The sequence below is a fragment of the uncultured Finegoldia sp. genome, assembly GCF_947252345.1.
GTDB lineage: Bacteria > Bacillota > Clostridia > Tissierellales > Peptoniphilaceae > Finegoldia.
On the sequence record NZ_CAMXVC010000004.1, the window covers coordinates 21065 to 45704 of the forward strand.

Here is a 24640-nt window from a genome sequence, read left to right on the forward strand (position 1 = left end):
TGCGAAATCTTATTATATAATATTAACAAAGGAGTAATAATGAAAGAAAAAACAATTTTAGTTTATTTTCAATTGAGAGATAAAAAAATAAATCAAGAAGACATAAACGAAATGGAAAGCTTAATAGAATCTTCAGGTGGAGAAGTGTGTGCAATCGCTGAGGTCAAAAAAAACTTCATAGATTCAAAATACTATATAGGCAAGGGGAAATGTCTTGAATTAAAAGAATCTGCAGAAATGTTGGAAGTAACAACTCTGATATTCAATGTCGAATTGTCAGGTTCGAATATAAAAAATTTGGAAAATATTACTGGTTTAAAAATAATAGACAAAACAAATTTGATTTTAGATATATTCGCAAGTCGCGCTAAAACAAAGCAAAGTGTACTACAGGTTGAACTAGCGGAATACAAATACAGATTGCCACGACTAATTGGTTTCGGAGCGAATTTATCGAGAACAGGTGGTGGAATCGGGACAAGAGGTCCTGGTGAAACAAAACTTGAAGTTGACCGTAGAACTATTCAACGAAAAATTGACAATATTAAAAGAGAACTTAAATCAATCGATAAAAGTCAAGAGAATATGCGTAAACATCGTCTCAAATCAGATATTAAAATGGTTAGTATGGTCGGCTACACTAATGCTGGCAAGTCAACGTTGTCGAATAAATTGGTAAACTTTTATAAGGATAAATACAATGAGGAATTTGCAACTGAGGATTTGTTGTTCAAAACTTTGGATACTACGCTCAGAAAATGCCAGCTTCCGAATAAAAAAGACTGTCTAATTATAGATACAGTAGGATTTATAAAAGATATTCCAACAGACTTGATTGAGGCATTCAAATCCACATTGATTGATTTGAAATACTCTGATTTGATTATTTTCGTATTGGATTTGTCAAGTTCGGATTTAGATAATCAGATAACTACGACCATGGATATACTTTTTGAATTGAAGGTATTAGATAAACCTATGATTACTGTGTTCAATAAAAAAGATAAAAGCATCAATCCTATTTTGAGTCATAATTTGGAAAATAAGATTAAAATTTCCGCTTTTGACGATAACGATATTGAAGAATTACTTTTTAAAATTCAAGAACAACTATATGGCCAATATAAAAAAGTTGAGATGGAATTTGATTATTCTCATCAAGATTTGTTAAACAAATTTCTTCAAAAATTTAAGTGCGAAGATGTGATTTATAACAACGATAAAGTGACACTTAATGTCAGCTTACCAGAATCAGAGATAGATAAATATGAGGAATATATAATATGAAAAATTACAAGAGTATACACAAAAGTGTTGATTTTTCTTTTGTAGTAAATAAGTCTGAGTTCATTGGTAATTGCAAGTTCATCGAAAGCGAAGAAGAAGCTTTGCAATTCATCGATATGATAAGAACAAAATACAACGATGCTACGCACAATTGTTTTGCGTATATCATTGGTGAAGATAAGCTTATTCAAAGATTCGATGACGACGGTGAACCATCCCAAACTGCGGGGATTCCAATTTTAGAAGTTATCAAGAAAGAGGATTTGACAAATGTTTGTGTTGTTGTCACTAGATATTTCGGAGGTATAAAACTCGGCGCTGGAGGGTTAATTCGTGCGTACACAAAGGCTGCGAGTGAATGCTTGAATGATTCTACAATTGTAGATAAAAAAATATTCCGAGATTTTAGTATAGAATTTGAATATTCTTTTGTAGGTGCAATTGAGAATTTTTTGATGAACAACGATATTTTTGTTAAAGAAAAAAACTATCTGGAAAAAGTAAAATTTGAAATATTAATGGATGAAGATGATTATGAATTGATAGAGCAAAAATTAATCGATTTGACGAACGATAACATAAAATTTTCGTTGCTGGAATTTAACTATCAATCTTCATTAAATGGCAAGTTGATATTTTAAAATATGTTAAATTGTGATAAAATTTGAGGGTGAATTAAAATGAATTATGCAAAATTATGTGACGATATAACAAGATGGATAAAAACAGAGGTTGAATCTGCAAATTTAAAAGGAGCAGTATTCGGAATTAGTGGAGGCATAGATAGCGCAGTCGTAGCTTGTCTGTGCAAGAATGCCTTTGGAGATGATGCGTTGGGGTTGATAATGCCAATTGCAAGTAATCCGAAAGATGAAGAAGATGCTAAGATTTTGGCAGAAACTATAGGCTTGAATTATAAAAAAGTAGATTTGAACAATGGATTTGATGCTTTAATGAGCACTTTCGAAGACAATAAAGTTCAAATGGCTAAGTCAAATATAAAGCCAAGACTTAGAATGATAACTTTGTACTACTATGCGCAAAATAACGGATATATGGTTTTATCAGGCTCCAATCGTTCTGAATTTATGACTGGATATTTTACAAAGTACGGAGATAGTGGTGCTGATTTGATGCCTTTATTAAACTTATACAAAAGCGATATTTTTGAAATGGCAAAAGTTTTGGGAGTTCCCGATGTTATTCTGAACAAAAAACCAAGTGCTGGTTTATGGGAAGGTCAAACTGACGAAGATGAGTTCGGTTTTACTTATAAGGAATTGGATAATTATTTGATGAACCAAACTTATACAAAATCTAAGGATTTAATTGACAAGAAAATAAAACAATCTGAGCACAAGAGAAGATTTGCAAAATCATTTGAGTTCGATAGAAATAAATATTAAGGATGTGATTTTATGTCAGGACATAATAAATGGAGTAAAATTAAAAATAAAAAAGGCAGTGAAGATGCCAGAAGAGGTAAAGTTTTTACTAAAATGGCGAGAGCTATCTCTGTTGCAGTCAGAGAAGGGGGAGCTGATCCTGAATACAATCCAAGTTTAAAATCTGTCATAGAAAAAGCTCGTGCTGAAAATATGCCTAACGACAATATTGACAGAGCAATAAAAAAAGCAAGTGGAGATGGGGATTCTGCAAACTACGAAAACATTATTTATGAAGGATATGGTCCAGAAGGAGTAGCCGTGATTGTAGAATGCTTGACTGACAATAGAAATAGAACTGCTTCTGATGTTAGACATTATTTCGATAAATTTGGAGGAAATCTTGGACAAAATGGGTCTGTATCTTTTATGTTTCAAAGAAAAGGTCTTTTGTTAATTGACTCAGAATCACTTGATGAAGAAGAAGTGATGATGGACAGTTTAGATGCAGGTGCGGAAGATTTCGAAGTTGAAGATGGAGTTTTTGTTATAAATACTGCTATGGAAGATTTTGCTGCTGTCAGAGATACGCTGCTTGAAAAAGGATACAAATTCATTAAATCAGATTTAGTGTATGAACCTGCAAATTACGTAAAGATTAATGACCAATCCAATATTGATAAGATGGAAAAATTAATTGATAACCTCGAAGATAGCGACGATGTTCAACAAGTAAGCCACAATTGGGATAATGAATAAAATGGATAGAGTAGCTTTTTCCATTTTTGGAATTGATATTATGTGGTACGGCATACTGATTTCCTTGGGGGTTGTTCTTGGGTATCTTGTAGCCGTAAGATTGGCAAAAATAGAAAATATATCAGAAAATACAATACTGGATATTCTAGTTTGGTCACTACCGCTAGCAATAGTTGGTGCGAGAGCATATTATGTAGTATTTGAATGGGATTATTATTCAAAAAATATAAAAGAAATAATAGACATTCGTGGCGGTGGACTTGCAATTTACGGTGGTATAATCGCCGCCGTAGGAACTTGTTTAGTAATTTGCAAGAAAAGAAAACTACATTTTTTAAAAATTACTGATATTTTTATGCCGGCAATAGCACTTGGACAAGCTGTAGGAAGATGGGGTAATTTCATAAATAAAGAAGCATATGGCCGTCCAACTAATCTTCCCTGGGCTATTACAATAGATGGAATAAAAGTACACCCTACTTTTTTATATGAATCGCTAGGGGATTTTTTGATATTTTTATTGTTAGCATATATATTTAAAAACAAAAAGAAATTCGATGGACAGATTACTAGTTTATATATGATTTTTTACGGTATACTAAGATATTTTGTAGAGGGATTGAGAACGGATAGCTTGTACATTGGAATTTTTCGAGTAAGTCAACTGGTCAGCATTGTAATTATCATTATAGGAATAACAATACAACTCAAATACAAAAATAAACTTCTTAAGTCAGATGAAAAATAATCATCTGACTTTTTATAAAGCAATATTGAGGTGATAAACTTGTGTTCAAGATTTGAACTAAATACTTCAGAATTGGAATTATTAAAAAGATATGGAAAAACTGAAAAATTGAAAAAATTTAAATCTAGTTTAGAAATTTTCCCTGGTCAGCAGATTTTGACATTGGCATCTGATTTCAGGTATATGAGATGGGGAATAAATGTAAGTTTTATGAAAAAATCAATCACAAATTCAAGAATTGATAAAATTTACACAACGAAATTTTTCGAGGATGATTTTAAAGAAAGAAGATGCTTGATTCCTGCGACAGCGTTTTTTGAATGGGATAGGAAGAACAAAAATAAATACAAGATATATGTTCCCGAAGATAAAATTTTTTCGATTGCAGCTATATTTAGAGAATACACAAGCAAAGAATCTAGTATAAGTCATGTCAGCATATTGACAACGATGGCTATGGGTAAAATGAATGAAATTCACTCAAGAATGCCAATAATCATACCTAAACATTTTGAAGAAAATTATTTGATGTGCACTGAGCCAAAGAAAGTTTATGAATTTTTGATTAATAATTATGTTGATTTGGATTTTAAGAATTTGTCAGACAGTCAACTGTCTTTTTTGTAATACTAATAAATTTAGAAAATATAATAATTTTATATAAAATTTTAAATATAAAGTCGATACAAGTGTATCGGCTTTTCAATGACAAGAATTTTTCGAGATTAAGTATGAAATTCTTAATTAGCAGATGAGATTGTCGGGAAAAGAAACTGATATGTTGTATGGAAGATTAAAGGACGACTTGATAGAAGAAACAAGAAGACAAGCAGGAATATTGGGATTAGATGCTGATTTTTATGAGGACTTTATCAGAAATTCAGATGCAATTATAAACGGTGATTTCAAATCGGCGAAGTTTAGCGACAGGATATGGGCTAACGGATATAAGATGAGAGGTAATTTGCAATCTGGAATACACAATTCAATGTTGTTGGGAGATAATCCAAGAACGTGGGCAAGGAAGCTTGAAGAAAATTTGAGCGAAGAAATGGACGACACAGGAAAACAAAACGCGTTTTATAATGCGTTTAGGTTAGCTGTGACGGAGTCTGCAAGAGTGCAGATAAACACGGGATTGAATTTGATGAGAAAAAGCGGATATGAAAAATACATTTGGATTGCGGAACCTGGGGCGTGTCATATATGTGCACCTTTTAATAACCACGTTTTCGATATAGAAAATTCAGATATTGGCGATGAGTTGCCACCAATGCACCAGTTTTGTAGGTGTTCGATTGCAGCGTATTACAATATTGCCGAAGATGAGGATTCGGGGTATAATATAGATGAAATAGAAAAGACTGAACACGCAGAAAAAAGAAGAGAAGAAAGAAATGTGTCAGATGATGATGTATCTGACGAACTAAACGAACCTTTGTATGTAGGAGATTTGGAAATTGATAAAAATGGAAGACCGAGTCGAAAATACGTTGGTAAAAATGCTACTGTTGTTATCAATCCAGATACAAACAAAGAGATAACATCTTGGAGAACGAGTTCAAGGTTGAGGAAAAAATTTGAGAAAGGTGGGAAATGATGTTTACAGATGAAGAAATGAAATTTTTAAAAAAGTTGAATTGGAAAAAAACTTTTAATTTAAATGATAGTGATATATTCGAAATGGAAGACGTTGTTTCTAATTTTTTACAAATTAATGGATTTGACAAAGATTACAAAATAACAAAAGACGGAAAGTTAGCTGAAAATATCTTAGATAAAATAGCCGAATACTAAAAGCACACTAACAAGATAAATGTTAGATGTGCTTTTTTAGTGCAATAATCGTGAATTAATCGTGTAAAAATTGCGTAAAACAAGTAAATATCAACAATTAATCGTGCTTTAATCGTGCGATTTTTTTATTGTCTAAGCCTTGTGGACGTTAAAACTAGGGAGAATATAGTTAAGCATTAGAACTTTAAATTATGGAGGAAAAGAATGGAAGAAAACAAAGAAATAATTGATGAAACTGAACAAAGTGTAAATGAATCGACTGAAAGACAAACGAAAAAAGATGAAAATGTAAAAAAAGAGCAGTCAGAAAAGAAATACACGGACGAAGATGTGAATCAAATTATTAACAGCAAGTTTAAAAAGTGGAAGACGGAACAAGAAAAAAAGATATCGGAAGCACAAAAACTTGCACAAATGGACGAAGCTGAAAAAGCTGAGTACGAAAGAAAGCAATTAGAAGAAGAACTACAAAAGCTGAGAAGTGAAAAGACAAAAAGCTAAATGATAAGCGTGTCAAGGAAGATGCTGCAAGAAAATAACATCAGTATCTCAGATGATTTAATTTCATCAATAATTACAGAAGATGCGGATAAAACAAAAGAAAACATCAACGCTTTTATCGAAAACTTTAACGCAGCGGTGGAAAAAGAGGTCAACGAAAGGCTGAAATCAACTCCACCAAAGAGGATGTCAAATAATAAGACTTTAAGCAAGAAAGATATATTTGAAAATGTACTATAATAAAAAAATTGATTTTAATGAGTGGTTTGCTGTTTTGAAATTTAATAAATTTTAGATTTTGAATTTACTTTTCTGTTTATTTTTATTGTTCTCATTGAATGATTATGTTATAATATAAAAGAATATTAAAAAGCGATGAAGGAAATTATAAAATAACAATAGCAGAGAGTTAATGTTTGGTGCGAATTAACATGTTAAAAAGGCAATCTGGAGCTGATAATTCTAAGAGTGATGTTTATCATAATTAGGGTGGAACCGCGGAAAATATTTCGTCCCTGAAGTTTTACTTCGGGGATTTTTATTATTTTTAATATGGAGGATTTTATGAGAAACGAAGACAAAACTATGGAAAAATTAGTAAGCCTGTGTAAATCAAGAGGAATTATATTTCCTGGAAGTGAAATCTATGGTGGATTATCAAATACATGGGATTATGGTTCATTAGGAGTTGAAATCAAAAATAATATTAAACGCGCTTGGTGGAAAAAATTCATTCAAGAATGTCCATACAATGTCGGATTAGATGCAGCGATATTGATGAATCCACAAACATGGGTAGTTTCTGGACACGTTGGGGGATTTTCCGACCCACTAATCGACTGTAAAGAATGTAAATCAAGATTTCGTGCTGATAAACTAATCGAAGATTATTTTATGAACGAAAAAGGTGAAGAAATTACAGGACTTGATGGGAAATCAGAACAAGAATTGCTGGATATTATTGCAAAGGAAAATATTAAATGTCCAGAATGTGGTAAACACGATTTTACTGATATAAGGAAATTTAACCTTATGTTCAAAACATTTCAAGGTGTTACTGAAGACAATAAATCAGAAATTTATCTTAGACCTGAAACTGCACAAGGTATATTTGTGAATTTTAAAAACGTTCAGAGAACATCAAGGAAGAAGATTCCTTTTGGTATAGGACAAATCGGAAAGTCATTTAGAAATGAAATTACTCCAGGAAATTTCATATTTAGAACGAGAGAGTTCGAACAAATGGAATTAGAATTTTTCTGCAAGCCAGATACTGACTTAGAATGGTTTGACTATTGGAGAAGTTTTTGTAAAGAATTTTTGTTGAGTTTAGGAATGAAAGAAGAAAATCTTAGACTTCGAGACCATTCGAAAGAAGAATTGTCATTCTATTCAAAGGCTACGACTGACTTTGAATATTTATTCCCATTTGGATGGGGAGAGTTATGGGGAATAGCCGACAGAACTGACTATGACTTATCAAAGCACAGTGAAGGTTCGGGTGAAAAAATGGAGTACATGGACCCTACAACCAATGAAAAATACATTCCTTACTGCATCGAACCATCGGTTGGCGTTGATAGAATGTTCCTATCATTCTTGTGTGATGCTTACGATGAGGAAAAATTGGAAGATAATACAACAAGAACTGTACTAAAAATCCATCCAGCACTTGCTGCATACAAGGTTGCAGTTCTACCTTTGACTAAGAAATTAAATGACAAAGCAATGGAAGTATATTCAGAATTATCAAAGAATTTTATGACGCATTTCGATGATGCTGGTTCAATTGGTAAGCGATACAGAAGAGAAGATGAAGCAGGAACTCCTTATTGTGTGACGATTGATTTTGACACATTAGAAGACGACACTGTCACAATAAGAGATAGAGATACAATGGAACAAAAAAGAATGAAAATTGATGAAATAATAGAATTTGTTAATAAAGAAATGGAGTTTTAAATATATGAAAGAATCATTAAATCCTTTGGAAAATGCGAGATATCAAATTAGAAAAGCTTGCGAAATTTTAAAATTAGAAGATAGTGTATATGAATTACTTAAAGACCCATACAGAGTTATAGAAATTAATATTCCTGTAAAAATGGATGATGGCTCTATAAAAGTTTTCAAAGGATATAGGTCACAACACAATAACGCAATGGGACCAACAAAAGGTGGATTGAGATTCAGAGAAGATGTCAATTTAGATGAGGTAAAAGCATTGTCTATCTGGATGACATTTAAGTGTCAAGTGACAAATTTACCATATGGTGGTGGAAAAGGCGGAATAATTGTTGACCCAAAGAAATTATCTGAAGGAGAATTGGAAAGATTGTCTCGAGGATTTGTAGATGGAATGTACAAGTATTTGGGAGAAGATTTTGATGTACCAGCACCAGATGTAAATACAAATGGTAAAATTATGAGTTGGATGGCAGATGAATTTAACAAATTAACGGGTAAAAATCAAATTGGTACTTTCACTGGTAAACCAGTAGAATTTGGCGGTTCATTAGGAAGAACAGAAGCAACAGGATATTCCGTAGCTTTAAGTGCAAAAAAAGCAGCCGAAAATATGAATTTAAAAAATCCTACTGTTGCGCTACAAGGATTTGGAAATGTTGGATCATACACAATGAAATTTTTGATAGACCACAATATGACAGTCAAATACATTATGGAATATAACGACGAATACGGCGTTTATGCTATATATAAAGAAGACGGATTTGATTTTGATGAATGCTTTGAAATTTCGCAAACAAATGAAAAAGACTTTACAAAAATAAAAGGTGCAAAAAGAATTTCCAACGATGAATTTTTTGGAGCTGATGTTGATATTTTGATTCCGGCAGCTCTTGAAAATGCAATCACAAAATCAAATGTTGATTCTATTAAAGCCAAAATTATAGTAGAAGGAGCTAACGGACCAATCACAAAAGATGCCGATGAGATTTTAAACGAAAGAAATGTTGTTGTTGTTCCGGATATATTAGCAAACTCAGGCGGAGTTACTGTATCGTATTTTGAATGGGTTCAAAATAAAATGGGATACTATTGGTCTGAAGAAGAAGTTATGGATAAAGAGTTCAAATTGATTGACAAATCATATGATGAAATATGGAATTTATCAAAGAAATTGAACATATCATTCAGACAAGCAGCTTATGTAAATTCAATTAAAAAAATCAGCAAAACAATGAAATTACGTGGATGGTATTAATGACTGATAATATTGAATTTAATGACGAACTAAAAATAACTAAAATAAAACAAACATCTTTTAACCCTACCCACATTTTCGAATGTGGGCAGGCTTTTAGATGGCAAAAAGAAGAAGAAGACTCTTCTTACACAACTATTGATGGAAATATGTATTGTAATGTCAGTTTGGTTGGCGATTTTGTTTATTTAAAAAATTGTACAAAAGAGGATTATTACAAGAAATGGGAAAATTATTTTGATTTAAAAACAGATTATACAAAGATAAAAGACACTCTATCATTCAATGAGACGCTCAAAAGTGCAATGGAGTATGGAAGTGGAATAAGAATATTAAACCAGGATAAGTTCTCAACGATTATTTCATTTATAATTTCTGCAAACAATCAAATTCCAAGAATAATGAAATCAGTCAACATAATTTGTGAAAATTACGGAGATTTAATTGGAGAGCTAAATGGCAAAAAAATTTATTCTTTTCCGACACCTGAGAAATTATCAAAAGTTCCAGTAGAAGAAATGAGAGAAATATGTAGAGTGGGATTTCGCGATAAAAGAATTATAGATGTAGCTAGAATGGTTGCTACAAATGAATTTGATATTGATAGAATTAACGCTCTTGATAATGGAAAACTAAGAAATGAGTTAATTAAACTTCCTGGAGTTGGGCCTAAAGTTGCAGATTGTATTATGCTTTTTTCATATAAAAGGCACAACACTTTTCCAGTTGATGTATGGATTAAAAGAGTGATGGAATATTTATTTATAAAAAAAGAAACCAATAAAAATTTGATTTCAGATTACGCAAACAAATTATTTGGTGATTATGCAGGATATGCACAACAGTATTTGTTTTATTATGGAAGAGAAAATACTATTGGAAAATAATCGAAAATCACAAACAAAATAAGACGATAAAACGAATAAAATAAAGATATATTGTAGTATATAAAAATAAATACAACTAAATGAGTTTGAAAAAATGCTACTAGTGGTTTATTATATAAGAGGATTGACACTCACAGAAGATGAGTGCTAACAAAAAACATTTTAAGGAGGATATTATGAATTTAAAACCTATTGGTGATAGATTAGTATTAAAAAAACAAGAAAAAGAGGAAGAAAAAACATTCTCTGGAATAGTTCTCCCATCTTCGGCGAAAGAAGCTCCTGTTTATGCAGAAGTTATTGCGATCGGCTCTGAAGTTGAAGAAGATGAAAAAATGAAAGGAAATATAAAAGTAGGAGACAAAGTTATTTATTCTAAATACTCTGGAACTGAAATTAAACTTGAAGATACAGAATATATACTAGTAAAATATGAAGATATTTTGGCTGTTGTAGAATAGGGGGTTATTTTATATGGCAAAACAAATTAAATTTTCTGACGATGCTCGTAAAAGTATGGTCGAAGGCATCAATAAATTATCTGACACAGTAAAAGTTACATTAGGACCTAAAGGACGCAATGTCGTTTTGGATAAGGAATATGGTGCCCCATTAATTACAAATGATGGTGTATCAATTGCCCGTGAAATTGAATTAGAAGATGAATATGAAAATATGGGTGCACAATTGGTTAAAGAAGTTGCTACTAAGACTAACGATGTAGCAGGAGATGGAACTACAACTGCAACTTTATTGGCTCAAGCAATTATAAGAGAAGGTTTGAAAAACTTGGCTGCAGGAGCAAATCCGATTGTTCTTCAAAAGGGTATAAGAAAAGCAGTTGAAAAATCTGTGGAAGCTATTAAATCAAGAAGTCACAGTGTTACTACTAAAGAAGAAATTGCAAATGTTGGTAGCGTATCAGCAGCAGATGAAACTATCGGTAAGCTAATTGCAGAAGCTATGGAAAAAGTTGGAAACAATGGGGTAATTACTGTTGAAGAATCAAAATCTATGGGAACAACTCTAAATGTTGTTGAAGGAATGGAATTTGACAGAGGATATGTATCACCATATATGGTTACTGATTCAGACAAAATGGTAGCTGCGATGGAAGATCCATTCATTTTGGTTACTGACAGAAAAATTACAAATATTCAAGATATTTTGCCTTTGTTAGAACAAGTTGTTCAACAAGGAAAGCCATTATTTATAATCGCAGAAGATGTTGAGGGCGAAGCTTTAGCTACTTTGGTTTTGAATAAAATAAGAGGAACATTTAATTGCGTAGCTGTTAAAGCTCCAGGATTTGGTGATAGAAGAAAAGAAATGCTTGAAGATATCTGCATTTTAACAGGAGCACAATTAATTACAGAAGATTTGGGAATTGAATTAAAAGAAGCTTCTTTTGATATGTTAGGAAGAGCTAGAAAAGTTAACGTTTCAAAAGACAAGACAACTATAGTTGATGGCAACGGAGACCAATCTAAAATTGAAGAAAGAATCAATCAAATTAAGGGTAGAATTCCAGAAACTGATTCTGAATATGATAGAGAAAAACTTCAAGAAAGATTAGCTAAATTGTCAGGAGGAGTTGCTGTTATTGAAGTTGGAGCAGCTACCGAAACAGAATTAAAAGAAAAAAAATTGAGAATAGAAGACGCACTTGCAGCTACAAGAGCCGCTGTAGAAGAAGGAATTGTTGCTGGTGGTGGAACTATTTTGATTGATATTATAGATGAAGTAGAAAAACTAGTTGACGAAGTAGAAGGCGACGAAAAAACTGGTGTAAATATTATATTAAAAGCTTTAGAAGAACCTGTAAAACAAATTGCAATCAATGCTGGAATTGATGGTTGCGTAATAGTTGAAAATGTTAAAAACAAAGAAAAAGGAATTGGATACGACGCATACAAAGGTGAATATGTTGATATGCTAAAAGCAGGCATCGTTGACCCGACAAAAGTAACTTTGTCAGCATTACAAAACGCCGCATCAGTTGCAAGTTTATTGTTGACAACAGAGGCAGCAGTTGTTTCTATTAAAGAAGATGAACCAGCAATGCCTCAACCAGGTCCTGGTGCATATATGTAAATTAAGTAAAAAGATGAGGAAATTTTCCTCATCTTTTTTTATGCTCAAAAAATGTTTTTTGAAAATTCATATCGGGTATATATTAATCGGGTTGATTAGAAATGAGTAATTACGATTTAATAAATGAAGTGCTAGAAAAAACAAATAAAGAAATTAAAAATATGAATCCAATTAATATATTGTTGGTTGGTAAAACAGGTGTTGGAAAATCTACTCTTATCAATGGAATGTTTAGAGAAAATTTGGCTGATACAGGTGTTGGAAAACCTGTAACAAAATATTTGCAAAAAATCACAAAAGAAAATATTCCGATAAATTTGTATGATACACAAGGTTTAGAACTCAATACTCACAATCAAAAGGAAGTATTAGAAGAAATTTCTAGCTTATTACAAAAATTAAGACAAAAAGGGAATAACGAAAAAATTCATTTGATTTATTATTGTATAAATTCAAGCGGTTCAAGAATTGAAGATTCAGAAATAGAAATCATAAATAATTTAAAGAACTTTGCGCCGGTTATCATTGTTCTTACACAATCTTTGGGAGAAAATTCTGCTGAATTAAAACAATATATTGAAAGTTTGAATTTAAATGTTGCTGACGTTATAGAAATACTCGCAAGACCATACAGAATCAATGATATTGTAATAGAAGAAAAAGGATTAAAGGAGTTAATGTCGAGAAGTTTTGAACTTTTAGATGAAGATATCAAAAATTCTTTTATTAATGCCCAACAAGTAGATATAGATTTAAAAACCAAAACGGCACGACGTTGGGCTAGAAAGTATATAAAGACCGCTTTTGGAATCGGATTTGTACCGATACCTTTTTCTGATGCTTCTTTACTTGTTCCAATGCAAGTAGCGATGATAGCTCACATTAATGCTATTTTTGGAGTGTCGATGGACAAACAAAAAGTTGTATCCATAATTGCTGCAATTGGAGGAACAGGAGGGGCAACATTTACAGGAAGATTTATAGTTACGAATGCTTTGAAATTAATACCCGGCATAGGAAGCATTGCTGGTGGATTGATATCAGCTGCAACAGCATCCTTTATGACCATGGCACTAGCGATGAGCTATATAGAAGTACTTTCATATATTGCAAAAAGAGAAAAAATGGGAATTAATATGGATTTTTCAGAGATAGAGAAAATTATGCAAAATTCTTATACAGACTATTTAAAAAACAGAAGGGGGAAAAATGATGAATGATTTAAGTAAAGAAGAATTTATAAAAAAATACAAAGATGGTAATTACGATTTTGCAGTTCAAAATACTTGTAGAGCTGTCGAGTATGCAAAACTAGAAGATTGTTTTAATGTTTCCGAAAGAAATAGAGAACCTTCTGATATTATAATTTATGAAAATGACGAAATGATAGATTATTTTCATTACAAAGGCTTAAAGTATGAAGATTAAAAATATTATGCTTGTGGTATAATATAAATACAGAGTAGGATTGATGCGTTAAGTGTAATAAGATAGGGAGTTGCTTATTAACGAAATTTTTGCGATATCAATGCCGCTTCCGCTGATAATATTGATTAGTGGGAGCATTATCTTTTACACAGGATAATGCTTTTTTTATAGAGCACTCCAATGTGCTCTTATATTTTTTAAGAGAGGAAATTAATGAAATGGATAAAGATAAAATAGAACAAGCAGTATCTATGATTATAGAAGCTATAGGCGAGGACCCCAACAGAGAAGGCTTAATTGAAACTCCTCAAAGAGTTGCCAGAATGTACGAAGAAATTTTCAGTGGATTGAAGAAAGATGCCAAGGTGCATTTGTCGAAATCGTTCGAGATAGTGGATGACAATATGGTTATTGAAAAGGATATACCTTTTTATTCAATGTGTGAGCATCACTTACTTCCTTTTTGGGGAAAGGTTAACATAGCGTACATTCCAGACAAAAGAGTCGCAGGACTTTCTAAATTGGCCAGAACGGTGGATGTTTATTCAAAAAAACCACAATTACAAGAAAGACTTAACATCGAAATAGCAGATGCTATGATGGAATTTCTGAAATGTAAGGGGTGTTTAGTCACAATCGAAGCAGAACATATGTGTATGAATATGAGAGGAATAAAAAAACCGGGAACATCAACAACTACATCAGTTGCTAGAGGAGTTTTTGAAGAAGATTTAAACTTGAAGAATGAAGCTTACAGATTGATGGGATTGTAATGGAAAATACTGATATAGTATTAAATCATAAATTATTCAATGAAAAATTAAATAAAATCGAAGATGATGAGAAAACTAGAGTTTTTTGCAAACACAACCTTTCCCATTTAATGGATGTTGCTAGAATATGTTACATTCAGTGTCTTGAAGAAAATTTGTTAATTGATAAAGACTTGATATATGTTACAGCACTATTACATGATTTGGGAAGAGCTGATGAGATTGACACAGGAATCAATCATAATATTTTGTCAGTCAAAATTGCTGAGGAAATTTTAAAAGATTTAAAATTTGACGACAAATCCAAATCTAGGATATTAAATGCTATAAAATATCACAGATATAAAATAAAAAATAAGGATAGATTTGTAGAAATTTTTTACAAATCAGACAAATTATCTAGGATGTGTTTTAGATGTCCAGCCAATAGGATATGTAACTGGTCATCTGAAAAGAAGAATAGAACTGTAATTTACTAATTTAACGAGAGGATAAAAAATGAAAATTAGAAATAAAGAATTTGATTTTAAAAATGAAGCTTATATAATGGGAATTTTAAATGTTACTCCAGATTCTTTTTCTGATGGTGGAAAATGGAATAATGTAGATAATGCCGTAAAACACGTAGAAGATATGATAAATGAAGGAGCTAGTATTATTGATATAGGAGCTGAATCTACAAGACCTGGGTATACTCCAATCACTAGTGAAGAAGAACTAGAAAGATTGATTCCGATTATAAGAAAAATCAGGGAAAATTTTGATATTCCTTTGTCTATTGATACTTTTAAAGCGGAAACTTTCAAAGAGGTAGTTAAAGAAGGCGTTGATGTTTTAAACGATATTTGGGGATTGAAATCTGATTGCAATATGGCAAAATACGCAAAAGAACTTGAAACGCCAGTTATCTTAATGCACAACAAACATAACAATAACTATGATGATTTAATGCAACAATTGAACAAAGAAACGTTAGAATCTGTGGAATTGGCAAAAAATGCTGGGATCAGAGAAGATTTGATAATACTTGACCCTGGCATAGGATTTGCGCTAGATTATGAAAAAGATTTAACAGTTGTAAATAGGATAAAAGAATTTGTAAATCTTGGATACCCTGTTTTATTGGGAACAAGTAGAAAAAGATTTATTGGAAAAGCAATGGGAATCGATGTCGCTTTGAACAGAGATTTTGGAACGGCGATAACAACAGCTATCGGAGTTATGAATGGTTGTTCTATATTTAGAGTTCACAATGTAAAAGATAATTATCAAGCAATGAAAATGGCGTTAGCCATTAAAAGAGAAGGTAGATAATGGACTATCTTTCGATAAAAGATTTAGAAATTTACGCAAATCACGGAGTATTTCAGTCTGAAAAAGAGTTAGGACAAAAATTTTTAGTGACAATAATAATGGGCTACAATATGAAAAAAGGTGCTGTTTCAAATAATCTTGAAGATTCTATTCACTATGGAATATTGAGTAATGAAATCTATGATTATTTTCGTTCGGAATCTATAGATTTGATAGAAACTGTTGCGTACAAGTTAATCGAGTTTATATTTAAAAAATATAAAATTGTTCAAACATTGACTGTTGACATAAAAAAACCGTGGGCACCGATAAATTTACCATTAGACACTGTAAAAGTTTCGGTTTCAAGAAAAAAAAGGAGGTATTTTCTAGGACTTGGCTCTAACATAGGTGATAAAACAAATTACCTCGAATTAGCTATAAGCAAATTAAAAGAAATAGATAGCATTGAAATAAGCAAAATTTCACAAATGTATAAGACAAAAGCATGGGGAAATACAAATCAAGATGATTTTATGAATTGTGCTATAGAATTAATCTCGTTTGAAGAGCCAGAAGATTTGCTTAAAATCACTCAAAAAATAGAGATAGATTTAGGTCGTGTACGTCACGAAAAATGGGGACCGAGAACCATTGATATTGATTTGCTTTTCTGTGACGATGAGATTATATACAAAGATGATTTGAAAATTCCTCATCCATTTATCCAAGATAGAAGATTTGTACTAGAGCCTATGATGGATATTGCAGAATTTTTTGTTCATCCAGTCTACAGGAAAAACATCAGGCAGTTGTTTTTAAAATTAGATTGATACATTTGACTTCTTTTGAACAAAACAAAATTATAATTATATTGCGGCGATTTACATCGCCGTTTATTATTTTGAATGATAAATAACAAATTATTTTTTTTATTACAATAAATTGTATCAAAATATTTTTGAATATTTTAGAACATTGTATTATACTATTTAAGTACGAATTTTATCTAAGGGGGAAATATGATTTTATTTTTAGTAGGTACAGCTATATTAATCATCGGTGGATATTTTTATGGAAAATTTTGCGAAAAAATATTCCAACCGGATGATAGAATTACGCCTGCGATTAAAAAAGCAGATGGGGTAGATTATGTCGTTATGAAAAAATGGAAAAACGAATTAATCGAACTTTTGAATATTGCAGGCACAGGTCCAATATTAGGGCCGATTCAAGGTATTTTATTTGGTCCTATAGCATTTTTAACAATTCCTATAGGATGTGTATTGGCGGGAGCTTGTCATGATTATTTCATCGGAATGATTTCAATGAGAAATGACGGAGCACAAGTTCCGAAAATGATTCAAAAGTATTTGGGTTCAAAAACAAACAAGGTTTATAATATCATTATTTGGATTCTAATGCTTATTGTAGGAGTGGTATTTATTTATACACCAGGGGATTTGATAGTTAACGATATTTTGAATATGGATGTCAATGGAACTGTTATATGGGTAGTTTATGGAATTATACTTTTATATTATCTATTGGCAACTCTATTTCCGATTGACAAAATAATTGGCAGAGTTTATCCAGTGTTCGGCGCTATCTTAATTGTCAGTGCTGTTGGAGTTTTTGCTGGTGTTTTATTGGATGGAGGATTAAATTTACACAACATCACCGAAGGCGTACTTTTGAGCAGACATCCACTTGGTCAAAGTTTTATACCTGTTTTTTTCATAACTGTTGCTTGTGGTATTCTTTCCGGATTTCATGGTTCACAAATTACTTTAATATCCAGAACTGTTAGAAGCGAAAGAGAAGGAAGATCTACTTTTTACAATATGATGATAGCAGAAGGACTCATTGCGATGTGCTGGGCAGCTGGGGCTATGGTTATGTTTAACAGAGGAACTAGTTTGAATACAAATGCTACTCTAATGGTTGGAATTATTTCTAAGACTTTTATGGGCAAGATAGGTGGTCTATTGGCAATAATTGGTGTTATAGTGCTTCCTATTACAAGTGGAGATACAGCATTTAGGTCTTTACGTCTTATGATTGGTGAACAATTCAATATTAGCCAAAAATCTGTTAAAAACAGAATTATTTTGAGCTTAGCAATTTATGTTTTTGCAATTATAATTTTGTATTTTGCAAAAACTAACGGCAATGGTTTTAATTTGTTATGGAGATATTTCGGATTTACTAACCAATTGGTCGCAGTGTTTGCGTTGATGTTAATTACGGTTTACTTGATGATAAATAAAAAGAATTACTGGATTAGTATGATACCAGGAATATTTTACTCATTCATTGTTTCGAGTTATATCGCACATGAAGACTTAGGGTTTTCATTGGATAAAAGATTAGGAATCGACGGATACGTTGCAAGTTATATTGTCGGAATAATAATTTCGTGTCTATTTATTTTCTTTGTAATTAAAAAAGGAAAAGGACAACAAAATAATCCAGAATTATTGGGATAAAATCTGAGTCAAGCAGTAAAATGCTTGACTCTTTTTGATTTAAAAACTCATTACATTTTTATTGAAAAAAAAATACCTTTTTGATATAATTATATTAATAACAATGAATGGAGTGATAAAATGGCAAGGGCAAGAGTATCATTAGCTGTTGTTAAGAGACTTCCAAAATATTACAGATATTTAGGAATGATTGAGCAAAAGGGAATTATTAGAGTATCTAGTCAAGAATTAAGCAGCATAACTGGATTGACAGCATCACAAATCAGACAAGATTTGAATCATTTTGGTGGATTTGGTCAACAAGGTTATGGTTATAATGTCGAAGAATTAAAATCTGAAATAGAAAAAATTATGGGAATAAATAAATCCTATAAAGCTATTATATTAGGTTGTGGTAATATAGGAAAAGCTATAATGAACTACAAAGGTTTCAAAACAACAGGTTTTAATATCGTTGATGTATTTGATCATGGAGATAAAGTGGGAAGTAAGATTTCTGATTTTGAAATTAGAGATATAAACGATATCGAAAACTATATGAAAGATGTTAAGCCAGAAATCGCAGTGATTGCCCTACCAACTGATCAAGCCCAAAATATTTGCGATATTCTAGTTGAAGGAGGAATTAAAGGTGTGTGGAATTTTGCGTCTTTGGACTTAAAACTACCTAAAGAAGTAGTATTGGAAAATGTTCATTTAGATGAAAGTTTGTACACATTAACATATTATATGAATAATTTAGCAGATTATCCAGGAACAAAAAATTAATGATAATGACAATATACTCAGCGTTTTATAGCGCTGAGTTTTTTTGTAACTATTGTTACATAAATAATATTTTTTTTACTGTATAATGAAAAAAAGGAGTGATATTATGGATAGTATATTAATCTTAGAGAAAGAACATGAAAATATCAGTAAAATTATTGATTTGATGAAGGAAAAATCTATTGAATTTATTAATAGAAAAGAAATAAATGTAGAATTTGTAAAGTTATTAATTGTTGTTTTAAAAGAATATGCGGATAAATTTCATCACAGAAAAGAAGAAGAAATTCTATTTAAAAAAATGCAAGAAGACTTAGGTAGACTTGGTGAAGTGATGATAATGAATGGGATGTTAGTTGAGCATGAATTTGCGCGTGGAATTATATTTGATTTAAATCAAAATATTAAACTGTATTCAGAAGACAAGTCAGATGAAAATTTTGTAGAAGTAATTGGGAATTTAATGTCGTACAGAAGGCATTTACAAAAGCATATCGAAAAAGAAAATACTGTTGTATATCCTTACGGAAAGAATAATTTATCGAAAGATAGATTGAAGGAAGTTGAAGAAGAAACAATAAAGTTTTTAGAAGATAACAAAGAAGTTCACAAGGAATTATTGAAAAAAATTGATACATTATTTAATATGTAAACTTAAAAAGAGGGATTAGATTAATTAATCCCTTATTTTATCGCACAAAATTGTAATATTGTTGTAACAAATTGGTGATATTCTAATATGCTATAATGATATACGGAAGGTGTTTTATGAAAATATTAATTACCACAGATACTTACAAACCAGCTATTAATGGTGTTGTAACTTCTATAGTATCACTGAAAAAAGCTTTGAAAAATTTGGGTCATGATGTTAGAATACTTTCGTTTTCGGATAGTTTTAATTCAAAAAAAACAAATGACGAATATTATATGGGTTCATTAGGTGCAGGTAGGTTATATCCTGATGCAAGAGTGAATAAATTATTATACAATAGATTCTTTGATGATATAGTTGAATGGAGTCCAGATATTGTGCATTCACAGACAGAATTTACGATGTTTTTACAGGCCAGAAGAATTTCAAAAGAATTGAATATTCCATTGTTACACACATATCATACTGTTTATGAAGATTACACTCATTATTTTTCATTGAACAAGACAATAGGCAAAGAATTAGCAAAACAATTTACTAAGCAAATTATAAGAAAAACTGATGGCGTAATAGTACCTACTAAAAAAATTTACAATTTATTGAGCGAATATGATATTAAAAAAGAGATGTTTATCGTTCCAAGCGGAATAAATGCTGATAAACTATCTAATTGCGATGATTTTGATGTAAGAAAAGGATATAAAATTGATGCGGACAAAAAAATAGTTTTATTTTTGGGCAGAATTGGCAAAGAAAAAAACATTACAGAAATTTTGAAGTATCTTGAAGACATCGGAAGAGAAGACGTTGTATTCATTGTAGCAGGTGGAGGACCTTTTTTATCAGAACTTAAGGAAATATGTTCTAATTTATCTATAAGAAATAACGTAATATTCACTGGTATGATTGACTCATCAAAAGTAGGCAATTTTTATTCACAAGCTGACGTTTTTGTTTCAGCATCTACTTCCGAAACGCAAGGCCTTACATTTATTGAATCAATGGCTTGTTCAACACCAATAATTTGCAGAAGGGATGAGTGCTTAGACGGAGTATTAATCGATTCTGTGACTGGTTTTGGATATGATAATGAAGAAGAGTTTAAGGAAAATCTTAAAAAAATCCTAGATGACGATGATTTGAGAATACAAATGGGGAAAAATGCGAAGAAAATCGTTGATGAAAATTATACCGTAGAATCATTTGGCAAGAAAATAGAGAAAATATACAAAAAGGTAATAGACATTAATGAAAAATCTATTTAATAAAATAATAGAGGCTGACAATTCAAGATTGCAAATATTATTTCATATTTTGAATGCAATTGGCATAATTATTAGTATTATATTTATGGTATATGCCTGGAAAACAGGGATATTAAAAGATATTGATAAATTCCAAGATTTTATGAATAAATTTGGGCAATTAGCTGTACTCATTTTTATTATCTTTCAAATTATGCAAGTTGTTGTTCCTATAATACCTGGAGGAATTACCTGCCTAGGAGGGGTTATTCTATTCGGCTCTTGGATGGGATTTGTATACAATTATATCAGCATTTGTATTGGGTCACTGATAGTTTTCTTTATTGGAAGAAAATATGGAACGCCATTGATTATCGCAATTTTTGGGAGAAAAGCTTATGACAAGTACATTAGGATTTTGAACAAGAATAATAGATTTGACACTGTGTTTGCAGCTTTAATATTTTTCCCAATAGCACCTGACGATATGCTATGCTACATTGCAGGAACAACTAAAATGAAGTTTTCCAAGTATTTTTGGATAATAATTTTAGGCAAACCTCTTTCAATAGCTATTTACTCGTTGGGATTAGAAATTATTTTTAAAAAATTAATATTAAGGATTTAAGACTATAAATGAAGATTTTAATTTACAAAGGAGATTATGATTTAGTCAAAAAAAGTGGTGTTGGACAAGCTATAGAACATCAAGAGAAGGCACTAAAACTTAATAACATTGATTATACTACAGATGAAAATGAGCATTATGATATTGTCCATATTAATACAATTATGCCAAAATCAAAATGTTTTGCAAAAAAAGCCCGAAAACAAGGCAAAAAAATTATATATTATGGTCATTCTACAATGGAAGATTTCAGAAATTCATTTAGAGGAGCTAATATTCTAAGCGGATTATTCAAAAAATGGATAATTAGTTGCTATAATTTGGGGGACATAATAATAACTCCCACTATGTATTCCAAAAAAATTTTAGAAAGCTACAATATAAATAAAAAAATATATAATTTATCTAATGGAATTGACCTTGATAAATTCAAAGGTGATGAAAATAGCAGAATTAGATTTAGAAAAAAATTTAATTTAAAGAACGATGATAAAGTTATCATTTCCGTTGGTCATCTTATTAAGAGAAAAGGCTTGGACGATTTTTTCGAAGTTGCGAGATTATTACCGGATTATAAGTTTATATGGTTTGGTTATACAAACCCAAAATTATTGACAACTCATATTAAACGAGCTATTAAAAATAAGCCTACAAATGTTACAATGGCTGGTTATATTGACCAAAATGATTTGGTTGATTGCTACAAAGGCAGTGACTTATTTTTATTTATGACAAGAGAAGAAACAGAGGGAATAGTTTTATTAGAAGCTTTTGCATCTAAGATACCAGTTCTTGTTCGTGATATAAAAATTTATGAAGATATGTTTACAGATGGCAAGGAGCTTATCAAAGCAAAAACTAATGAAGAATTTAGAGATAAAATTATTGAAATTTTAAATGAAAATAAAACAACAGTTAATGAGGCGTACAAATACGTTGAAAAACGAAGTGTTAAAAATATCGGAGAAAAATTGAGCAATATATATTCTGAATTATGAAATATTTGTGCTTAAACGTTATCATAATATCAAAAATATATATGAATTATAAAGGTTTGGATAATATTTATATTTATTTACAAAAGAGTTTTTTAGTTGTATAATAAAATTATATAGTTAACAAGGCGGTGATGTTATGCAAATTACAGATGTAAGAGTCAAAATATTAAATTTCGACAATAGGTTAAGAGCTGTAGCTTCTATTGCTTTTGATGATGAAATCGTAATTCACGATATCAAAGTGATAGATGGAGAAAATGGTATGTTTTTGGCTATGCCAAGTAGAAAAATCGGTGATGGTAGATATCGTGATATAGCTCATCCAATATCTTCTACAACTAGAGAAAAAATCGAAGAAGCGATTTTTACAAAGTACAATGAAGAATTAGAAAAACAATCTTCAATTGAATCGGAACAATTAAATGAGGAACAAGAATAATCAAGATAATAATTGATGCACTATTCAAAAAACCAGCGTTAGTTTGTCAACTGACACTGGTATTTTTTTGATTTTACATATTATAATTTTTTGGTATAATATAAAATTATAATTGTATTATAAAAAGGAGATAGTTATGGAACTACAAATACCCAAAGGATATAAATCATCTTTAGATTTATTAGAAACACAAAAAGCAATTAAAATCATCAAAGATTTTTTTCAATATAGGTTGTCGGATTCACTTAATTTAACAAGAGTATCAGCACCTTTGTTCGTAAGAGCAAATACAGGAATTAATGATAATTTAAACGGAGTTGAAACACCAGTAGGATTTGAATTTCTTGAAAATGGCTCAATGAGTAGACTTGAAATTGTTCAATCATTAGCGAAATGGAAGAGAGTTGCATTAAAAAAATACAATATAGAAGAAAATCACGGAATCTATACGGATATGAATGCCATCAGACCTTCTGAAATTTGTGACAATACTCATTCATTGTATGTAGACCAGTGGGACTGGGAAAAAGTAATGTCACCAAAAGATAGAAACATAGATTATCTAAAAGAAACTGTAAGAAAAATTTATCAATGTTTTTTGGATACGCAAACAATGTTAATCAATTCATACGAAGGTTACAAAAAAATATTGCCTGATGAAATAACTTTTGTAACAACTGAAGATTTGGAAGATATGTATCCAGAAAAATCATCAGATGAGAGAGAAAATCTCATCACAAAAAAATATGGAGCGGTTTTTTTAATTGGAATTGGCGATGAACTAAAATCGGGGAAAGCACATTCGGACAGGTCTCCAGATTACGATGATTGGAGCTTGAATGGGGATATTTTGGTGTACAATCCTGTTTTGGATAATTGCTTGGAATTGAGTTCAATGGGAATTAGAGTAGACAAGGATAGATTGGTTTATCAATTAAACAAGAAAAATAATAATGACAGAATTAATTTGGAGTATCACCAATTATTGTTGAATGATAAATTACCACAATCAATAGGTGGTGGTATTGGCCAGTCAAGAATTTGTATGTTTTTCTTGCAAAAAGCTCACATAGGTGAAGTTCAATCTTCTATTTGGCCAGAAGATATGGTAGAAAAATGCGAAAAATTAGGAATAAAATTATTATAATTTTTAAAGAGTTATTTATTTCAACAAATAAGTAACTCTTTTTTTATTACTAGCTATTATTTGAGTTTTACTTTTAAATTTATTTGTAGTATGA

Annotated in this window: 27 protein-coding genes, 1 pseudogene and 1 riboswitch; all 28 genes and pseudogenes read left to right on the plus strand. The window is 30.9% G+C overall.

From position 1 onward, the window contains the following. The first annotated feature begins 39 nt into the window (after positions 1 to 39). The 28 genes and pseudogenes from hflX to asnA all read left to right on the plus strand — a co-directional run bounded on the left by hflX (position 40) and on the right by asnA (position 24546). Positions 40 to 1287, plus strand: a complete 1248-nt coding sequence (gene hflX / locus Q0X02_RS01545) for a GTPase HflX (protein WP_297810530.1) — start codon at positions 40 to 42, stop codon at positions 1285 to 1287. Next, positions 1284 to 1928 (plus strand): YigZ family protein, encoded by a 645-nt coding sequence (locus Q0X02_RS01550; RefSeq protein ID WP_297810533.1) that lies wholly within the window; start codon positions 1284 to 1286, stop codon positions 1926 to 1928. The genes hflX and Q0X02_RS01550 overlap by 4 nt, the downstream gene beginning before the upstream one ends. Before the next feature lie 39 nt (positions 1929 to 1967). Then, positions 1968 to 2693: an NAD(+) synthase gene (gene nadE, locus Q0X02_RS01555; protein ID WP_297810537.1), complete on the plus strand. Its 726-nt coding sequence runs from the start codon at positions 1968 to 1970 to the stop codon at positions 2691 to 2693. Between the two features lie 12 nt (positions 2694 to 2705). Then, entirely contained in the window at positions 2706 to 3431 is a 726-nt protein-coding gene (locus tag Q0X02_RS01560) for a YebC/PmpR family DNA-binding transcriptional regulator (RefSeq protein WP_297810539.1), read from the plus strand. Between the two features lies 1 nt (position 3432). Beyond that, entirely contained in the window at positions 3433 to 4179 is a 747-nt protein-coding gene (gene lgt, locus Q0X02_RS01565; protein ID WP_297810666.1) for a prolipoprotein diacylglyceryl transferase, read from the plus strand. A 30-nt stretch (positions 4180 to 4209) separates the two neighbouring features. Further along, positions 4210 to 4806 carry an SOS response-associated peptidase gene (locus tag Q0X02_RS01570; protein WP_297810541.1) on the plus strand — a complete coding sequence of 199 codons (597 nt, stop codon included), beginning with the start codon at positions 4210 to 4212 and terminating at the stop codon, positions 4804 to 4806. A gap of 124 nt (positions 4807 to 4930) precedes the next feature. After that, positions 4931 to 5779, plus strand: coding sequence for a minor capsid protein (locus Q0X02_RS01575; RefSeq protein ID WP_297810543.1), 849 nt, complete (start codon positions 4931 to 4933; stop codon positions 5777 to 5779). Beyond that, positions 5776 to 5976, plus strand: a complete 201-nt coding sequence (locus Q0X02_RS01580; protein ID WP_297810545.1) for a hypothetical protein — start codon at positions 5776 to 5778, stop codon at positions 5974 to 5976. Before Q0X02_RS01575 ends, Q0X02_RS01580 begins: the two co-directional genes overlap by 4 nt. Before the next feature lie 204 nt (positions 5977 to 6180). After that, positions 6181 to 6717: pseudogene (locus Q0X02_RS01585) on the plus strand (DUF4355 domain-containing protein). A gap of 324 nt (positions 6718 to 7041) precedes the next feature. Next, positions 7042 to 8439 carry a glycine--tRNA ligase gene (locus Q0X02_RS01590; RefSeq protein ID WP_297810547.1) on the plus strand — a complete coding sequence of 466 codons (1398 nt, stop codon included), beginning with the start codon at positions 7042 to 7044 and terminating at the stop codon, positions 8437 to 8439. 4 nt (positions 8440 to 8443) lie between these two features. After that, on the plus strand, positions 8444 to 9703 hold the full coding sequence (locus tag Q0X02_RS01595) for a Glu/Leu/Phe/Val dehydrogenase (protein WP_297810549.1): 1260 nt from the start codon (positions 8444 to 8446) through the stop codon (positions 9701 to 9703). Continuing rightward, positions 9703 to 10590 carry a DNA-3-methyladenine glycosylase gene (locus Q0X02_RS01600; RefSeq protein ID WP_297810551.1) on the plus strand — a complete coding sequence of 296 codons (888 nt, stop codon included), beginning with the start codon at positions 9703 to 9705 and terminating at the stop codon, positions 10588 to 10590. The genes Q0X02_RS01595 and Q0X02_RS01600 overlap by 1 nt, the downstream gene beginning before the upstream one ends. A 176-nt stretch (positions 10591 to 10766) precedes the next feature. Beyond that, positions 10767 to 11051, plus strand: a complete 285-nt coding sequence (locus Q0X02_RS01605) for a co-chaperone GroES (RefSeq protein WP_297810553.1) — start codon at positions 10767 to 10769, stop codon at positions 11049 to 11051. A gap of 13 nt (positions 11052 to 11064) precedes the next feature. Continuing rightward, positions 11065 to 12684 (plus strand): chaperonin GroEL, encoded by a 1620-nt coding sequence (groL, locus tag Q0X02_RS01610; protein ID WP_297810555.1) that lies wholly within the window; start codon positions 11065 to 11067, stop codon positions 12682 to 12684. 101 nt (positions 12685 to 12785) lie between these two features. Then, on the plus strand, positions 12786 to 13904 hold the full coding sequence (locus Q0X02_RS01615; RefSeq protein ID WP_297810557.1) for a YcjF family protein: 1119 nt from the start codon (positions 12786 to 12788) through the stop codon (positions 13902 to 13904). Continuing rightward, positions 13897 to 14112: a hypothetical protein gene (locus tag Q0X02_RS01620; RefSeq protein WP_297810559.1), complete on the plus strand. Its 216-nt coding sequence runs from the start codon at positions 13897 to 13899 to the stop codon at positions 14110 to 14112. Before Q0X02_RS01615 ends, Q0X02_RS01620 begins: the two co-directional genes overlap by 8 nt. Before the next feature lie 28 nt (positions 14113 to 14140). Continuing rightward, positions 14141 to 14229: riboswitch (THF riboswitch) on the plus strand. Between the two features lie 101 nt (positions 14230 to 14330). Then, positions 14331 to 14885, plus strand: a complete 555-nt coding sequence (folE, locus tag Q0X02_RS01625) for a GTP cyclohydrolase I FolE (RefSeq protein WP_297810561.1) — start codon at positions 14331 to 14333, stop codon at positions 14883 to 14885. Continuing rightward, positions 14885 to 15364 carry an HD domain-containing protein gene (locus tag Q0X02_RS01630; protein ID WP_297810563.1) on the plus strand — a complete coding sequence of 160 codons (480 nt, stop codon included), beginning with the start codon at positions 14885 to 14887 and terminating at the stop codon, positions 15362 to 15364. Before folE ends, Q0X02_RS01630 begins: the two co-directional genes overlap by 1 nt. A 19-nt stretch (positions 15365 to 15383) precedes the next feature. Further along, positions 15384 to 16199: a dihydropteroate synthase gene (folP, locus tag Q0X02_RS01635; RefSeq protein WP_297810566.1), complete on the plus strand. Its 816-nt coding sequence runs from the start codon at positions 15384 to 15386 to the stop codon at positions 16197 to 16199. Then, positions 16199 to 17011 carry a 2-amino-4-hydroxy-6-hydroxymethyldihydropteridine diphosphokinase gene (gene folK / locus Q0X02_RS01640; RefSeq protein WP_297810569.1) on the plus strand — a complete coding sequence of 271 codons (813 nt, stop codon included), beginning with the start codon at positions 16199 to 16201 and terminating at the stop codon, positions 17009 to 17011. Before folP ends, folK begins: the two co-directional genes overlap by 1 nt. Before the next feature lie 189 nt (positions 17012 to 17200). Continuing rightward, entirely contained in the window at positions 17201 to 18667 is a 1467-nt protein-coding gene (locus tag Q0X02_RS01645) for a carbon starvation protein A (protein WP_297810572.1), read from the plus strand. A gap of 120 nt (positions 18668 to 18787) precedes the next feature. After that, positions 18788 to 19435, plus strand: a complete 648-nt coding sequence (locus tag Q0X02_RS01650; protein WP_297810575.1) for a redox-sensing transcriptional repressor Rex — start codon at positions 18788 to 18790, stop codon at positions 19433 to 19435. Positions 19436 to 19541: 106 nt separating this feature from the next. Next, complete coding sequence (locus Q0X02_RS01655) at positions 19542 to 20087, plus strand: hemerythrin domain-containing protein (protein ID WP_297810578.1); 546 nt, start codon at positions 19542 to 19544, stop codon at positions 20085 to 20087. A 116-nt stretch (positions 20088 to 20203) separates the two neighbouring features. Continuing rightward, on the plus strand, positions 20204 to 21355 hold the full coding sequence (locus Q0X02_RS01660) for a glycosyltransferase family 4 protein (protein ID WP_297810581.1): 1152 nt from the start codon (positions 20204 to 20206) through the stop codon (positions 21353 to 21355). 85 nt (positions 21356 to 21440) lie between these two features. Then, entirely contained in the window at positions 21441 to 21962 is a 522-nt protein-coding gene (locus Q0X02_RS01665; RefSeq protein ID WP_297810583.1) for a TVP38/TMEM64 family protein, read from the plus strand. A gap of 8 nt (positions 21963 to 21970) precedes the next feature. Further along, a complete protein-coding gene (locus tag Q0X02_RS01670; RefSeq protein ID WP_297810586.1) occupies positions 21971 to 22960 on the plus strand; it encodes a glycosyltransferase in 990 nt (329 codons plus the stop codon). Between the two features lie 136 nt (positions 22961 to 23096). Further along, complete coding sequence (spoVG, locus tag Q0X02_RS01675; protein ID WP_297810589.1) at positions 23097 to 23399, plus strand: septation regulator SpoVG; 303 nt, start codon at positions 23097 to 23099, stop codon at positions 23397 to 23399. Positions 23400 to 23535: 136 nt separating this feature from the next. Continuing rightward, positions 23536 to 24546 carry an aspartate--ammonia ligase gene (asnA, locus tag Q0X02_RS01680; protein WP_297810592.1) on the plus strand — a complete coding sequence of 337 codons (1011 nt, stop codon included), beginning with the start codon at positions 23536 to 23538 and terminating at the stop codon, positions 24544 to 24546. Positions 24547 to 24640: the final 94 nt, after the last annotated feature.

Coding starts and splice junctions, on each gene's coding strand:
- Q0X02_RS01650 (WP_297810575.1), top strand. CDS start 18,788: ATGGCAAGGGCAAGAGTATCATTAGCTGTTGTTAAGAGACTTCCAAAA.
- Q0X02_RS01595 (WP_297810549.1), top strand. CDS start 8,444: ATGAAAGAATCATTAAATCCTTTGGAAAATGCGAGATATCAAATTAGA.
- folE (WP_297810561.1), top strand. CDS start 14,331: ATGGATAAAGATAAAATAGAACAAGCAGTATCTATGATTATAGAAGCT.
- hflX (WP_297810530.1), top strand. CDS start 40: ATGAAAGAAAAAACAATTTTAGTTTATTTTCAATTGAGAGATAAAAAA.
- folP (WP_297810566.1), top strand. CDS start 15,384: ATGAAAATTAGAAATAAAGAATTTGATTTTAAAAATGAAGCTTATATA.
- Q0X02_RS01620 (WP_297810559.1), top strand. CDS start 13,897: ATGAATGATTTAAGTAAAGAAGAATTTATAAAAAAATACAAAGATGGT.
- folK (WP_297810569.1), top strand. CDS start 16,199: ATGGACTATCTTTCGATAAAAGATTTAGAAATTTACGCAAATCACGGA.
- Q0X02_RS01560 (WP_297810539.1), top strand. CDS start 2,706: ATGTCAGGACATAATAAATGGAGTAAAATTAAAAATAAAAAAGGCAGT.
- Q0X02_RS01550 (WP_297810533.1), top strand. CDS start 1,284: ATGAAAAATTACAAGAGTATACACAAAAGTGTTGATTTTTCTTTTGTA.
- spoVG (WP_297810589.1), top strand. CDS start 23,097: ATGCAAATTACAGATGTAAGAGTCAAAATATTAAATTTCGACAATAGG.
- asnA (WP_297810592.1), top strand. CDS start 23,536: ATGGAACTACAAATACCCAAAGGATATAAATCATCTTTAGATTTATTA.
- Q0X02_RS01645 (WP_297810572.1), top strand. CDS start 17,201: ATGATTTTATTTTTAGTAGGTACAGCTATATTAATCATCGGTGGATAT.
- Q0X02_RS01605 (WP_297810553.1), top strand. CDS start 10,767: ATGAATTTAAAACCTATTGGTGATAGATTAGTATTAAAAAAACAAGAA.
- Q0X02_RS01670 (WP_297810586.1), top strand. CDS start 21,971: ATGAAGATTTTAATTTACAAAGGAGATTATGATTTAGTCAAAAAAAGT.
- Q0X02_RS01580 (WP_297810545.1), top strand. CDS start 5,776: ATGATGTTTACAGATGAAGAAATGAAATTTTTAAAAAAGTTGAATTGG.
- Q0X02_RS01655 (WP_297810578.1), top strand. CDS start 19,542: ATGGATAGTATATTAATCTTAGAGAAAGAACATGAAAATATCAGTAAA.
- Q0X02_RS01600 (WP_297810551.1), top strand. CDS start 9,703: ATGACTGATAATATTGAATTTAATGACGAACTAAAAATAACTAAAATA.
- Q0X02_RS01590 (WP_297810547.1), top strand. CDS start 7,042: ATGAGAAACGAAGACAAAACTATGGAAAAATTAGTAAGCCTGTGTAAA.
- Q0X02_RS01615 (WP_297810557.1), top strand. CDS start 12,786: ATGAGTAATTACGATTTAATAAATGAAGTGCTAGAAAAAACAAATAAA.
- Q0X02_RS01630 (WP_297810563.1), top strand. CDS start 14,885: ATGGAAAATACTGATATAGTATTAAATCATAAATTATTCAATGAAAAA.
- groL (WP_297810555.1), top strand. CDS start 11,065: ATGGCAAAACAAATTAAATTTTCTGACGATGCTCGTAAAAGTATGGTC.
- Q0X02_RS01660 (WP_297810581.1), top strand. CDS start 20,204: ATGAAAATATTAATTACCACAGATACTTACAAACCAGCTATTAATGGT.
- nadE (WP_297810537.1), top strand. CDS start 1,968: ATGAATTATGCAAAATTATGTGACGATATAACAAGATGGATAAAAACA.
- Q0X02_RS01665 (WP_297810583.1), top strand. CDS start 21,441: ATGGTATATGCCTGGAAAACAGGGATATTAAAAGATATTGATAAATTC.
- Q0X02_RS01575 (WP_297810543.1), top strand. CDS start 4,931: ATGAGATTGTCGGGAAAAGAAACTGATATGTTGTATGGAAGATTAAAG.
- lgt (WP_297810666.1), top strand. CDS start 3,433: ATGGATAGAGTAGCTTTTTCCATTTTTGGAATTGATATTATGTGGTAC.